Here is a 13,591-nt window from a genome sequence, read left to right as displayed (position 1 = left end):
GGGAAGGTTTAAAATATTTTTTGACAAGAAATTAGAATTTATATCCTAATGTCAAAGCTAAAACGCTATTTTTTGGACTATCATAATACTGATCAAAATCTTCAGTATTATAATCTGCAATATTTGATAAACCTACAGTATAACGAAGATTCACAGAAACATTTTCTGTAAAATTATATCCTGCACCGAAATTAAATCCTGTATCTACAGATTTATAAAAATCTTTTGCATCATGGCCATCTTCTTTAGCAGAAACTAAAAATCCTAATTGTGGACCTGCCTCTACAGTAAACTGCTTTGTAATAAAAAATTTAGCCAAAACAGGAATATTTATATAATTCAATTTAGAATCAAAATCACCATCTGGACCACCATCAAATTTAGCACCTTGCGTAGAGAACAAAACCTCTGGTTGTATAGCTAATCTTTCAATAACTTTAATCTCAGCAAAACCACCAACTTGAAAACCTACTAAAGATTTAGCATCATAATAATTTCCTCCGGCAAAAGATGTTAGGTTAAGACCTCCTTTTACTCCAAAACTAGTTTTTTGCGCATTAGCAAAGCCAAATACCATTACTGCCATTGCAGCTAAAATAATTCTTTTCATTACAATTTGTTTAAGGGTTATAATTCATCAAATATAAAAATATCCTTAATAAAAATTAATTTTTATTTTAACAAATAAAGTGGTAATTGAAACAAAACTCTTATAAAACAAAACGATGACTAATTGTTAAACCTATTTAAGCCCAATATAAACGACTGAATATATCATTTTTTGTTTGCTTTCTAACTAAAGTAAAACCAAAAAACATAAAATTAAACCTACCAAAATAAAACGCTTTAAAAATATATTTGAAATATTATTCGTACTAAAAATGAAAGTTTCACAGCAAAATAAAACACTGGCAACTTTCTTAAAAAGAGCTTCTTATCTCGTAAAAAACAAAAAACATGGGAAATTTAGTAATTATTTAAACTAAAATATAAAACAATAAATTCTTAATTCTGTAGTTTTGACAAATAGATAATATTTAAAAAATACCAAATTTTAAAAACACTTTTATGAAAAAGATAATTTTAGCAGCTGTTTTGTTCATTGCAACATCAGCTACAATACAAGCACAATTAGTACAATTTGGAGTTAAAGCAGGGGTAAACTTTGCAAGTCAGCCTGGAGATGCAAGTCTTCAAGGAGTTGCATTTGACAAAGAAGGTATCACCAGCTATCACGTAGGTGTTCTTGCAGAAATTAAATTATTAGAAAAATTCGCTATACAACCAGAGCTTTTATATTCTACTCAAGGAGCAACTTACAAATTTGCTGATGCTCAGGAAGATTTCAAAAATGAATTAGCATATTTATCTATTCCTGTAATGGCTAAAATCTATATGACAAAATCATTAAGCTTAGAAGTTGGACCACAAGCTTCATTTTTACTAAGCCAAAAAAACAAAGTAGATTTCGAAGATGCTAAAACTTTTGATTTTGCTATTAACGCAGGTTTAGGATTAAAAATCACTAAAAGTATATTTGTACAAGGTCGCTATAGTTTAGGATTAACAGATGTTTCTTCTAATGCTGATATTAGAAACTCAGTAGTTCAACTTTCTGCAGGATTCTTGTTCTAAAAAATATATCACATACTTTTCTAAAAACCGTTCTAATAATTAGAACGGTTTTTTTATTTTTACACTTCTTGTGAAATGCTTCTGTGAAATGTAAAACAGATTCAAAACACTTTAATATAATTTAATCATTTATGAAAATCGCTATAATCAACGGACCCAATTTGAATCTTCTAGGAAAAAGAGAACCAGAAGTTTACGGAAGTCAAACCTTTGAAGATTACTTTGAAACGTTGAAGCAAAAATTTCCAAACGTCGAGCTTTCTTATTACCAAAGTAATATTGAGGGCGAATTGATTGGAAAAATTCAGGAAGTTGGTTTTACATTTGATGGTATTATTTTAAACGCCGGCGCCTACACTCACACTTCTATTGGTTTGGGCGATGCAATAAAAGCAGTTACAACTCCGGTAATCGAAGTTCATATTTCGAACACTTATGCTCGCGAAAGCTTCAGACATCAATCGTATTTGTCCGGAAATGCAAAAGGCGTTATTCTGGGCTTTGGACTAAAAAGCTATGATTTGGCGATTCAGGCATTCTTGTAATTAGATATTTAACAAATTATTAATAGGCTCGTTTTTTACTTATTCTATTTTTGTGAGAGAAAAAACTTTCATGAGAAACTATACTTTATTTGCCTTTTTATTTTTTTCGATTTCAAACTTTGCACAGATCAAAGGAACCATAACCGACGATAAAGGAAACCCGCTTCCTTTTGTATCTGTTTTTGAAGAAAACACATACACCGGAACAACTTCTAATGAGCAGGGAAAATATCAGCTCAACGTAAAGGAGATTGGCAAAAACAAAATAGTCTTTCAATATTTAGGGTTTAAAACTCAAAAATCAACTGTTTCTTCAGATTCAAAAACGGTTACCTTAAACATCACAATGCAGGAAGAAAGTTTTGCATTGAATGAGGTCGTTATTGATCCTAAAAACAATCCTGCGAACGCCATTATAAAAAGTGCAATCGCAAATAAAAAGAACAATTCTGAAAAAACAGCACGTTATACCGCTGATTTTTATTCGAAAGGAATGTTCAAAATAAAAGATCTTCCGAAGAAAATAATGGGAATGAAAGTGGATATTGGCGACGATATGGCTTCAAACTTAGACTCAACAGGAACTGGTATTTTGTATTTATCAGAAACGATCTCGAAGATTTCTTTTGAAAAACCTAGCAAACTAAAAGAGAAAATTATTGCTTCCAGAATTTCAGGAAATAATAAAGGCTTTAGTTATAATACAGCCACTTTATCGACCTATGATTTCTATGACAATACGCTAGAATTCAACATTAATATCATCTCTCCTATTGCTGATAATGCTTTCAATTACTACAAATATAAACTCGAAGGCTCATTTTTTGATGATAACAATCAGCAGATTTACAAAATAAAAGTAACGCCAAAACGTGATAAAGAACCTGTTTTTGAAGGCTACATTTATATCGTTGATGATAGTTTTGCCATTTATGCCGTAGATGTAGACATAAAGGGTTACCGAATGAAAAACGAATTCACCGAGGTAATGAATCTAAAACAGAGTTTTAGTTATAATATAAAAAATAAAATCTGGTCAAAAAACGCTCAAACTCTTGCTTTTAATGCCGGTGTTTTTGGGGTAAAGTTCTCCGGAAAATTCAATTATGTTTATTCGAATTATGAATTTCCGACTTCTTTTGAGAAGAAAACTTTCGGAAATGAAATTGTAGCTTTCGAAACGGATGCAAATAAAAAAGATGACGCTTTCTGGAATGAAATCCGACCAATTCCTTTGACCATTGAGGAAAGCAACGATTATACTAAAAAAGACAGTTTACAAACCATTAAAAAATCTCAGAAATATACAGATTCAATCGACGCTAAAAACAATAAGTTTAAAGTATTCGATGTCATAATGGGTTATGAATACAAGAATACTTTTGAGAAACATTCTTTTGAATATAAAGGATTGCTAAATCTTTCGTCTTTAAGTTTTAATACCGTACAAGGTTTTAATCTGGACTCTGGTTTTTCATTTAAAAAATGGAATGAAGAAAAAGGAAAAAGCACTTCTATAAGTACAACCTTTAATTATGGTTTTTCTGATGAGCGTTTTCGTGTTACAGGCGAATTTAGTCATAAATTCAACAATACAAATTATGCTACAATCTCGGCTTCGGGAGGAACAAAAGTTGTTCAATTTAATAGTGCAGAACCAATAAGTAAATTTATCAATTCTATAAGTTCTTTGTTTTTTAAAGACAATTACATGAAGTTATATAATTTAGAATTTGCTCAAATCAACTATTCTCAAGATGTTGCAAATGGAATAAATCTGAATGCAAAAGTTGCTTATGAACAACGAAAACCTCTTTTTAATACAACAGATTATTCGTTCTTTAAAAGAGATGATATTTACTCGTCAAACAATCCGTTGGCACCAAATGATTTTGTAACTCCAGGTTTTGATCAGCATCATTTGTTTAAAACGACTTTAATAGCTCGAATTAATTTTGGAAACAAATATATTTCTCGTCCTGACGGAAGATTTAATTTTAAAAATGATAAATATCCAACTGTATTCTTAGCTTTTGAAAAAGCGTTTGCCGCGAGCGAAAAGATATACGAGTTTGAGCGAATTGGCGCTTCTGTACAATACGATTTATCATTAGGGAATAAAGGAATCCTGGGAATGAATTTTAGAGGTGGGAAGTTCTTTAATGCCGAGAATATTTCGTTTATCGACTACAGACATTTTAACGGAAACCAAACTCATATAGGCACAAGTGACCGTTATTTGAATGTTTTTAATCTGATGCCATACTACGCCAACAGCACAAACGACAGTTATTTTGAAATGCATTTAGAGCACAATGACACGGGATTTATTATGAATAAAATTCCGTTATTGAATCTTTTAAAATCTACTATGAATCTTGGATTTCATTCCTTAGCAATTCCGGATAGAAAACCATACTCTGAATTCACAGTTGGTTTAGATAACTTAGGTTTTGGGAAATTTAAAATGTTTCGGGTAGATTATGTTCATTCTTATCAAGGCGGAATTCAACAAAATGGTGTTGTGTTTGGATTGAAGATTTTGAATGTTTTGGATTAAGCTGCTAAGGTTCTGAGTTTCTAAGATTCTAAATCATCATTTCGAATAACTCAATTCATTTCTACAATATTGTCATTTCGACGGAGGAGAAATCACATTACGTGAGTTTCTTTATGTGACTTCTCCTCCGTCGAAGTGACAAAAAAAACCATAAAAACTTCAAATTACATAACAACCCGTTCGCCGCGGCGAAAACGCCCAAATAAAAAATCCGTTTACTCTTTTAGAATAAACGGATTTTGTGGTTTTATATCATTAAAAAACCTTAGAGACTTAGAATCTTAGCACCTTAGAACCTTCCTCAATGATAATCATCTGGTTCTATATGAATCAGAACATTTCCTAATTGAGGTATTTCTTCTTTTAAAGTATCTTGAAGTTTATGCGACAACTCATGTCCTTCTTTTACTGAGATTCCAGCTGAAACTATAGCGTGAAGATCTACATGGTATTTCATTCCGGCTTTACGGATAAAACATTTCTCGGTTCCTAAAATACCTTCGACTGTTAAGGCAACAACTCTAATTTCTTCGACCAAATCATCATTTAGATTTTCATCCATGATTTCGCCAAGAGCCGGTCTGAAAATTTTATAACTATTGTATAAGATAAAAAAAGCAGCAAAAAGCGCCGCCCAGTCATCTGCTGACTCATAACCTTTTCCCATAATTAGCGCAATCGAAATCCCGATAAACGCTGCTACAGATGTAATCGCGTCACTACGATGGTGCCAGGCATCTGCTGCAAGAGCAGAACTATTTGTTTCTTTACTTCGTCTCATTACCAATCGATACGAATACTCTTTCCAGATAATTATAGCACCCAAGACATATAAAGTCCAGGATTTAGGCAAATCATGCGAAGTCTGGATGTTTGCAATACTTTCATACCCAATAATAGTTGCCGAAGTAATTAAGAATCCAACTACCAAAAAAGTAATCAAAGGCTCGGCGCGACCATGTCCATAAGGATGATTTTCATCAGGAGGTTTGTTAGAATACTTGATTCCAAACAAAACCAAACAAGACGAAAATATGTCGGCTGTTGATTCTATTGCGTCTGCAATTAAGGCATATGAATTGCCAAAAAAACCTGCCAAACCTTTTATCAAGGCTAAGCAGGTGTTTCCAACTATACTAAAGATAGTAGCTTTTACAGCTTTTTGTTCATCTGTCATTTAGACTATTTTTTTTTCGCCACTCCCGATAGCTATCGGGAGTGGCAAATATTTTTTTACGCTCTCACGATTTTCGCACCAATTGCTCTTAAACGCTCGTCGATACGCTCGTATCCACGGTCAATTTGTTCGATATTTTGGATTGTACTTGTTCCTTTTGCTGAAAGTGCTGCAATTAATAATGAGATTCCCGCACGAATATCCGGAGATGACATTGTTGTCGCTTTTAATTGAGATTCGAAATTATGTCCCATAACCACAGCTCTGTGCGGATCACATAACATGATTTTTGCTCCCATATCGATTAGTTTATCTACGAAAAACAAACGGCTTTCGAACATTTTTTGGTGAATCAAAACATCACCTTTTGCTTGTGTTGCCACAACCAAAACAATACTCAATAAGTCAGGTGTAAATCCTGGCCAAGGTGCATCGGCAATGGTTAAAATAGAACCATCAATATCTGTTTTTACTTCGTACCCGTCTTTGTGAGCAGGAATATAAATATCATCACCACGTTTTTCGATCGTAATACCTAATTTTCTAAATGTATTTGGAATCAAACCTAAATTTTCCCAGCTTACATTTTTGATCGTAATTTCGCTTTTTGTCATAGCCGCAAGACCAATCCAAGAACCAATTTCGATCATATCAGGCAAGATTCTGTGCTCGCAACCTCCAAGGCTTTCAACACCTTCGATAGTCAATAAGTTCGAACCAACTCCTGTGATTTTAGCTCCCATAGAGTTCAACATTTTACACAATTGTTGCAAGTAAGGCTCGCAAGCTGCATTGTAAACTGTTGTTGTTCCTTTTGCCAAAACTGCAGCCATTACAATGTTTGCTGTTCCGGTAACTGATGCTTCATCAAGCAACATGTCTGTTCCTGTAAGTCCGCCTTCTGGAGATTCTACTCCGTAAAAGTGGTCTTCTCTATTGTATCTGAATTTTGCTCCAAGGTTAATAAAACCTTCAAAGTGTGTATCTAATCTACGACGACCAATTTTATCTCCTCCCGGTTTTGGAATATATCCTTTTCCGAAACGTGCCAATAATGGCCCAACAATCATAATAGAACCACGAAGCGCTCCACCTTCTTTTTTGAAAGCTTCGGTTTCTAAATATCCAACATTAACTTCATCTGCCTGAAACGTAATCGACCCCGGCTCATTGCGTTGAATTTTTACTCCTAAATTACCCAACAAAGTGATTAATTTGTTGATGTCAATAATATCGGGAATATTATTAATTCTCACTTTATCACCCGTTAAAAGCACAGCACATAAAATTTGTAATGCCTCGTTTTTTGCTCCTTGCGGAGTGATTTCTCCTTTTAAAGGTATTCCTCCTTCGATTTTAAAAATTCCCATATATTCTTTTTAAGGTTCTGAGTTACTGAGGTTCTAAGGTTCTAAGTTTTTTTCTTTTATAAATAAAAGCTTAGCAACTTGGTCACTTATATGCTTAGCAACTTTTTTGTATTTCTGATTGTTTTTTAAAAGGTTCTGAGTTAATGAGGTTCTAAGTTTCCAAGAGAAAAACCTTAGCAACTTAGTCACTTAGTAACTTTTCCTACTTTTGATTGTTATTTTTCTGAAAAGGCTTTGGTTTTCCCGGTCCTTTATTATTTTTATTGCTTTGAATTTTTGGTTGTCCGGCTGGCGTAATTTTATTCGACATACGTTTGTTGGTACGCAATAAGTCAGTTGTGTTTAAAAGCTCTTCTGTACTTTGCAACAAATTGATTTTACCTCCTGACAATTCATACAAGTGTTCAAAAATCACATCGTCTTTAACGGTGTCTTTGTTCCAGCTTAAATAAGACTTTTTCATGTGGTTGGCAATCACCAATACCAATGCATTTTTCATTTCGCCATCTTCCCATTTATTGGCAACATCGATCATGTATTTGATGTTATTACCGTAAAATCTGTATTTTGGAAAGTTCTGAGGATATTGCAAAACATCTGGTTTTAATTGCAATACATCTCTTGAAGGAATTGGATATGGCGATTCTACATCTAATTTAAAATCAGACATTATGAAAAGCTGATCCCATAATTTGTGTTGAAAATCCGGCACATCACGCAAATGCGGATTCAGACTTCCCATAACCTGAATGATGTATTTCGCAGCTTTATTGCGCGTTTCAGCATCTTCAATAATGGTTGCCTGATCGATCAATTTTTGCAAATGACGACCGTATTCCGGAATAAGTAAACGTTGTCTTTCAGAATTGTATTCTAAATTAAAAACAACATCATTCGCGACTTCTTTTTTATATTTTTCGACCATAAGTTATAATGAAACTATACCTTCTATTGTAGAGACTTCCTTGTATTTGCTAATCACTTCGTCAGCACTATGCATGGTAACATCTACAGAAACACTGGTAAATTTACCTGTTTTAGATTTTGTTGTTTTGATAACCGCACCCATACTATCAAAAGCTTTTTCAACTCGCTCGACATTATCGCCTACCGAAGGCATTATAAATTTATACAAATATTCTGCTGGCCAAGTATTTGAGTTATCCAACTCGACCTTTAATCTTTCGTAAAATTCGGCGGTTTCTTTTTCTTTATCGTTTTCCATTCGTAATTAAAAATAAACGCAAATATACGGTTTTGATTTCAGATTTCAGATTTTAGAAATTAGAAATTTTTCGTTGAAAAAACAGCTTTTTTTTCGCCACTCCCGATAGCTATCGGGATTCACAAATTTGCACTAATTAATATCTCTTAAAATCTAATTTCACAAATTATTTCATCTACTGATTTTTATAAAGTTAAACATTAGCGAAAATTCGTGAAATTCGTGGCGAACTTTTATATTTGAAAAACTTTGCTCCCAAAACTCCGAGGATCGAGAGATTAAAAACATATTCTAATGAAAAATTACGTCATCTTCCTTTTTACAATTCTCATTTTCAACAACATTCAGGCTCAGGAAGTCAAAACGATGACGTATTTTCAAAATGATACAATCAAACTGGATCTGGATTTGTATTTACCTCAAAAGAAAACTAACGAAAAAACTCCGTTGATCATTTTTGCTTTTGGAGGTGGATTTTCCGGAGGAGAAAGAATGAGCGAAAAAGACTTTGGAATGTTTATGGCAAAAAACGGTTACGCAGTTGCAAATATTTCATACAGTCTATATATGAAAGGAAAAGATTTTGGCTGTAAAGGAACTTTGACTGAAAAAATAAAAGCAATCCAAATTGGTGCGAGCGATATGTGGCAGGCAACCTCTTTCTTGATCGAAAACGCAAACAAATACAATCTTGATTCTTCAAAAATATTCATTTCCGGAATTAGTGCCGGAGCCGAAATTGGTTTTCATGCTTCATTTTGGGATTATAAACTGATGAATTTATACAAAAGTAATTTGCCTGAAAGTTTTAAATACGTTGGTTTCATTGGAGGCTCGGGTGCTATTCAGGATATTAATTTGATTACGAAAGAAAAAGCGATTCCTATGTTATTAGCGCACGGAAATAATGATGCGACGGTTCCGTATGCAGCAGGTTCTCACCGTTCGTGTCTAACAAACGCTCCGGGTTGGCTGATTCTTTTTGGATCTTATGCCGTTTACAATCACATGAACGATTTACATAAAGATATTGAATTGATTACGTTTTGCGGTGGCGGACATGAATTTTCAGGTTATCTTTTCCACCAAGGACAACAATATGTTCTGGATTTTGTAAATGATGTTTTGAAAGGAAAGAAATTTGAATCTCATATTATTATTCCTTCAGGGAAAAAGAATGTGAGTTCTAGTAAATATTTGTTTTGTGAGTGATCCGTAAATAATTCGGCCAAAGCCAAAACAAATCTTAAACTCGCTGGTTTTAACGTCATAACTTTCTATAAATATGACATTCCGCTGGAATTTATATCTTTTTATACAAACTGGACTAAAGTCCAGCCCTACAATATTGGTTGAGCCTATGGCTCTTTCTTAGTTTAGTTCCGGAGGAACAATTTATTTTGTAGAGCTGGATTTCAATCCAGCACATAATATTTGCCGAACCTATGATTCTTTTTTGGTTTCAATTCCGTAGAAATGGTTTATTTTGCAACGTTGGATTTCAATCCGACACCATAATAATTGTAAAAATTGCGAAATCATTCGCTCAAAGCAAAATAATCTTTTTAAATACCAATAAGTTTAGGTAAATTTGCGCTTTATTTTTAGAAAGTGCAAAAACAAATCATAGTTCTCATTGGTGGCCCGGGAACGGGAAAATCTACTCTTATCAACGAATTGGTAGCTCGTGGCTACTGCTGTTACCCTGAAATTTCAAGACAAGTTACGCTCGAAGCACAACAACGTGGTATCGACCAATTGTTTCTGGAACAACCTTTATTGTTTAGTGAAATGTTATTGGAAGGACGCATAAAGCAATTCGAAAACGCTCTTGAAGAACCGGAAAATGTAGTTTTCATAGACCGCGGAATTCCTGATGTTGTGGCTTACATGGATTATATTGGCGACGATTATCCGGAGAGTTTCATAAAGGCTTGTGAGGATTTTAAATATTCTAAAACTTTTATTTTACCACCTTGGGAAGAAATTTACGAGAGCGACACAGAGCGCTATGAGAATTTTGAACAAGCACAAACAATTCAGAAACATCTTGTTGATACCTATAAAAAATACGGCTACAACTTAATTGAAGTACCTAAAGATACGGTTGAAAACAGAATTCTTTATATCTTAGATAAAATTTAGGCACATGTTTAAAGTTGTAAAACTAGAAACTGATTTCTAAATTTTTTAACTTTAAAACATGACCAATGCCAGAAGCGCAAGAAATTCTTTTAAAATACTGGAAACACGACAGTTTTAGACCGTTACAAAAGGAGATTATTGAAGCGGTTTTGGACGGTCAGGATACTTTTGCCCTTTTACCAACGGGCGGCGGAAAATCGATTTGTTTTCAGGTTCCGGCAATGATGCAGGAAGGTATTTGTTTGGTGGTTTCGCCTTTGATTGCTTTGATGAAAGATCAGGTGGCGAATTTACAGAAACGAGAAATTAAAGCCATTGCGCTTACGGGCGGAATCCACACAGAAGAAATCATTGATTTATTAGACAATTGCCAATACGGAAATTATAAGTTTTTATACCTTTCTCCAGAACGTTTACAATCAGATTGGATTTTGGAACGTATTAAAAATCTTCCTATAAATTTAATTGCGATTGACGAAGCACATTGTGTCTCTCAATGGGGACATGATTTTCGTCCGGCATATTTGAAGATTTCTGAACTTAAAAAGTTTTTTCCTAAGATTCCATTTTTGGCTTTGACCGCTACAGCAACTCCCAGAGTTATTGAAGATATTAAAACCGAATTAGGCCTGAAAGATCCAATACTTTTTCAGCAATCATTTGAAAGAAAAAATATCGCATACATGGTTTTTGAAGTTGAAGACAAATTGTATCGCACAGAACAAATCCTAAAAAAAAATCCACAGCCTTCTATTATATATGTACGAAATAGAAAATCGTGTTTAAACATATCGACGCAATTACAATCGTTAGGATTCAAAGCAACTTATTATCACGGCGGACTTTCGGCTAAAGAAAAAGACAAAAACATGCAGTTGTGGATGTCTGAACAAGCGCAGGTTATTGTCGCGACAAATGCGTTTGGAATGGGAATTGACAAAGACAACGTAAAAACGGTTATCCATACGCAACTTCCTGAAAATATCGAAAACTATTATCAGGAATCCGGAAGAGCGGGACGAAATGGCGAAAAAGCTTTTTCGGTTTTGCTTTACAATAATTCAGATGCAAATCAAACTGAACAACAGTTTTTGAGCGTTTTACCAGATAAAAAGTTCCTGAAACTGATGTATGTAAAACTTTGCAATTATTTTCAGATTGCTTATGGCGAAGGTTTGGATGATTCTTTTTCATTCAAGTTGAATCATTTCTGTCACAAATACGACTTCCCTACTCTAAAAACTTATAATGCTTTGCAATTTTTAAATCAGCAGGGAATTATTACGATGTCTCAGGAATTTTCGGAAAAGATTACATTGCAATTTTTAATCGAATCGAAAGAAGTGATTCGGTATACGAGCTTAAATCCAAATGACGAGGAAATTATTTTGGCAATTTTAAGAACTTATCCAGGTGTTTATGAAATGAAAACTCCTTTTAATCTTTCGTTGATTGCCAAAAAATCACATCATACCGAAGAGCAGGTTTCGGCCGTTCTGGAAAAATTGAAAGAAAAAGAGATCATCGAATACAAATCTAAAAATAACGACGCTACTATATTATTTAATGAAGTTCGCGAAGACGACTTAACAATTAATCGAGTTTCGAAATATCTTGAAAAACAAAATCAATTAAAAGAAGAACAACTTTTATCTGTTCTACATTATATAAAGGAGAACAAAACTTGCAAAAACCGATTGATCTTAGCCTATTTTGGAGAAGAAACCAATTCTAATTGTGGCGTTTGCTCTTACTGCATTACTCAAAAAGGAAAAATTACCGAAGCCGATTCGATTGCCGATAAAATTCTGCATTTATTAAAATCGACTGCTTTGACTTCAAGAGAAATTCAGACTCAGATAAAACTGGATGCCAACGATATTGTTGTGGTACTTCAGGAATTATTAGAAAACAATCACATTACCATTCAACCGAATAACAAATACACTTTAAAATTATAATGGAAAAATTGAGAATCATATTTATGGGAACTCCGGAATTTGCTGTTGGCATTTTGGACACCATTATCAAAAACAATTACGATGTTGTTGGCGTTATTACTGCTGCAGATAAACCGGCAGGACGCGGACAAAAAATAAAATATTCGGCTGTGAAAGAATATGCACTGGCGAACAACCTTACTTTATTACAACCTACAAATTTAAAAGACGAAAGTTTCCTGACCGAATTAAAAGCCCTGAATGCTAATTTGCAAATTGTTGTTGCTTTTAGAATGCTACCAAAACTAGTTTGGGAAATGCCAAGTTTAGGAACTTTTAATCTTCATGCTTCTTTGCTACCAAATTATCGTGGTGCAGCGCCAATTAACTGGGCTATTATTAATGGAGAAACCAAAACTGGTGTTACAACTTTCTTTATCGATGACAAAATTGATACTGGCGCAATGATTTTAAATTCGGAAATTGCAATTGAACCAACAGAAAATGCAGGACAATTACACGACCGATTAATGCTGTTAGGAAGCAAAACTGTAATCGAAACTTTGAAAGTTATCGAAAACGGAAATGTTACTACTACAATTCAGGAAGATAACGAGGAAATTAAAACGGCCTACAAACTAAATAAGGAAAATTGCAAAATAGACTGGACAAAATCCGGAGCCGAAATCAACAATCTGATTCGAGGCTTAAGTCCGTATCCTGCTTCCTGGTGTTTTTTGAAAGACAAAGACGAAGAACAAACAATCAAAATATACGAGGCAAAACTAATTTCCGAAGCTCATTCTTATGCGTCCGGAAGTTTGATTTGCAGCAAAAAAGAAATCAAAGTTGCCGTTCAGGATGGCTTTATTCAGCTATTGAGTTTACAATTACCGGGAAAAAAGAGAATGCAAGTGGCCGAATTACTAAATGGGATAACTTTTTCTGATACTGCAAAGGTCTATTAAAGTCAGTAAAACAGGGGTTTTTACCT

12 protein-coding genes are annotated in these 13,591 nt (G+C 33.9%); 7 read left to right on the top strand and 5 right to left on the bottom strand.

The window, feature by feature from the left end; all coding sequences use genetic code 11:
* Positions 1-31 precede the first annotated feature (31 nt).
* Positions 32-610: a porin family protein gene (locus LPB88_RS20365; RefSeq protein ID WP_230717507.1), complete on the bottom strand. Its 579-nt coding sequence runs from the start codon at positions 608-610 to the stop codon at positions 32-34.
* A 458-nt stretch (positions 611-1,068) separates the two neighbouring features.
* Between LPB88_RS20365 and LPB88_RS20360 the strand changes: the two genes are divergently transcribed.
* The 3 genes from LPB88_RS20360 to LPB88_RS20350 all read left to right on the top strand — a co-directional run bounded on the left by LPB88_RS20360 (position 1,069) and on the right by LPB88_RS20350 (position 4,740).
* Positions 1,069-1,635 carry a porin family protein gene (locus LPB88_RS20360; RefSeq protein ID WP_230717506.1) on the top strand — a complete coding sequence of 189 codons (567 nt, stop codon included), beginning with the start codon at positions 1,069-1,071 and terminating at the stop codon, positions 1,633-1,635.
* Positions 1,636-1,766: 131 nt separating this feature from the next.
* The gene (aroQ, locus tag LPB88_RS20355) at positions 1,767-2,180 is read left to right on the top strand and encodes a type II 3-dehydroquinate dehydratase (RefSeq protein ID WP_230717505.1); all 414 of its coding nucleotides are present in this window, start codon (positions 1,767-1,769) and stop codon (positions 2,178-2,180) included.
* A 70-nt stretch (positions 2,181-2,250) separates the two neighbouring features.
* On the top strand, positions 2,251-4,740 hold the full coding sequence (locus tag LPB88_RS20350; RefSeq protein WP_230717504.1) for a DUF5686 and carboxypeptidase regulatory-like domain-containing protein: 2,490 nt from the start codon (positions 2,251-2,253) through the stop codon (positions 4,738-4,740).
* Positions 4,741-5,041: 301 nt separating this feature from the next.
* Here LPB88_RS20350 and LPB88_RS20345 read toward each other — a convergent pair whose 3' ends face one another.
* The 4 genes from LPB88_RS20345 to LPB88_RS20330 form a co-directional block, all read right to left on the bottom strand.
* Entirely contained in the window at positions 5,042-5,917 is an 876-nt protein-coding gene (locus LPB88_RS20345; protein WP_230717503.1) for a cation diffusion facilitator family transporter, read from the bottom strand.
* A gap of 56 nt (positions 5,918-5,973) precedes the next feature.
* A complete protein-coding gene (murA, locus tag LPB88_RS20340; RefSeq protein ID WP_089352900.1) occupies positions 5,974-7,287 on the bottom strand; it encodes a UDP-N-acetylglucosamine 1-carboxyvinyltransferase in 1,314 nt (437 codons plus the stop codon).
* A 202-nt stretch (positions 7,288-7,489) separates the two neighbouring features.
* On the bottom strand, positions 7,490-8,212 hold the full coding sequence (locus LPB88_RS20335; protein WP_230717502.1) for a DUF4290 domain-containing protein: 723 nt from the start codon (positions 8,210-8,212) through the stop codon (positions 7,490-7,492).
* A 3-nt stretch (positions 8,213-8,215) separates the two neighbouring features.
* Positions 8,216-8,512, bottom strand: coding sequence for a DUF493 family protein (locus tag LPB88_RS20330; RefSeq protein WP_230717501.1), 297 nt, complete (start codon positions 8,510-8,512; stop codon positions 8,216-8,218).
* A 294-nt stretch (positions 8,513-8,806) separates the two neighbouring features.
* Here LPB88_RS20330 and LPB88_RS20325 point away from each other — a divergent pair, with 294 nt between their 5' ends.
* The 4 genes from LPB88_RS20325 (at position 8,807) to fmt (ending at position 13,565) form a co-directional block, all read left to right on the top strand.
* Positions 8,807-9,724 (top strand): S9 family peptidase, encoded by a 918-nt coding sequence (locus LPB88_RS20325; RefSeq protein WP_230717500.1) that lies wholly within the window; start codon positions 8,807-8,809, stop codon positions 9,722-9,724.
* A 399-nt stretch (positions 9,725-10,123) separates the two neighbouring features.
* The gene (locus tag LPB88_RS20320) at positions 10,124-10,657 is read left to right on the top strand and encodes an ATP-binding protein (protein WP_230717499.1); all 534 of its coding nucleotides are present in this window, start codon (positions 10,124-10,126) and stop codon (positions 10,655-10,657) included.
* A 65-nt stretch (positions 10,658-10,722) separates the two neighbouring features.
* Entirely contained in the window at positions 10,723-12,618 is a 1,896-nt protein-coding gene (locus LPB88_RS20315) for an ATP-dependent DNA helicase RecQ (protein ID WP_230717498.1), read from the top strand.
* Positions 12,618-13,565, top strand: coding sequence for a methionyl-tRNA formyltransferase (fmt, locus tag LPB88_RS20310; RefSeq protein WP_230717497.1), 948 nt, complete (start codon positions 12,618-12,620; stop codon positions 13,563-13,565). Before LPB88_RS20315 ends, fmt begins: the two co-directional genes overlap by 1 nt.
* Positions 13,566-13,591 lie beyond the last annotated feature (26 nt).

The organism is Flavobacterium sp. JAS (assembly GCF_020991455.1).
Taxonomy (GTDB): domain Bacteria; phylum Bacteroidota; class Bacteroidia; order Flavobacteriales; family Flavobacteriaceae; genus Flavobacterium.
This window is presented reverse-complemented; position numbering and strand designations above follow the sequence as displayed.

What these genes read in the sequence shown, in the direction of transcription:
- fmt (WP_230717497.1), top strand. Translation starts at nt 12,618, where the DNA reads ATGGAAAAATTGAGAATCATATTTATGGGAACTCCGGAATTTGCTGTT.
- LPB88_RS20365 (WP_230717507.1), bottom strand. Translation starts at nt 610, where the DNA reads ATGAAAAGAATTATTTTAGCTGCAATGGCAGTAATGGTATTTGGCTTT.
- LPB88_RS20330 (WP_230717501.1), bottom strand. Translation starts at nt 8,512, where the DNA reads ATGGAAAACGATAAAGAAAAAGAAACCGCCGAATTTTACGAAAGATTA.
- LPB88_RS20335 (WP_230717502.1), bottom strand. Translation starts at nt 8,212, where the DNA reads ATGGTCGAAAAATATAAAAAAGAAGTCGCGAATGATGTTGTTTTTAAT.
- LPB88_RS20315 (WP_230717498.1), top strand. Translation starts at nt 10,723, where the DNA reads ATGCCAGAAGCGCAAGAAATTCTTTTAAAATACTGGAAACACGACAGT.
- LPB88_RS20345 (WP_230717503.1), bottom strand. Translation starts at nt 5,917, where the DNA reads ATGACAGATGAACAAAAAGCTGTAAAAGCTACTATCTTTAGTATAGTT.
- LPB88_RS20325 (WP_230717500.1), top strand. Translation starts at nt 8,807, where the DNA reads ATGAAAAATTACGTCATCTTCCTTTTTACAATTCTCATTTTCAACAAC.
- murA (WP_089352900.1), bottom strand. Translation starts at nt 7,287, where the DNA reads ATGGGAATTTTTAAAATCGAAGGAGGAATACCTTTAAAAGGAGAAATC.
- aroQ (WP_230717505.1), top strand. Translation starts at nt 1,767, where the DNA reads ATGAAAATCGCTATAATCAACGGACCCAATTTGAATCTTCTAGGAAAA.
- LPB88_RS20360 (WP_230717506.1), top strand. Translation starts at nt 1,069, where the DNA reads ATGAAAAAGATAATTTTAGCAGCTGTTTTGTTCATTGCAACATCAGCT.
- LPB88_RS20350 (WP_230717504.1), top strand. Translation starts at nt 2,251, where the DNA reads ATGAGAAACTATACTTTATTTGCCTTTTTATTTTTTTCGATTTCAAAC.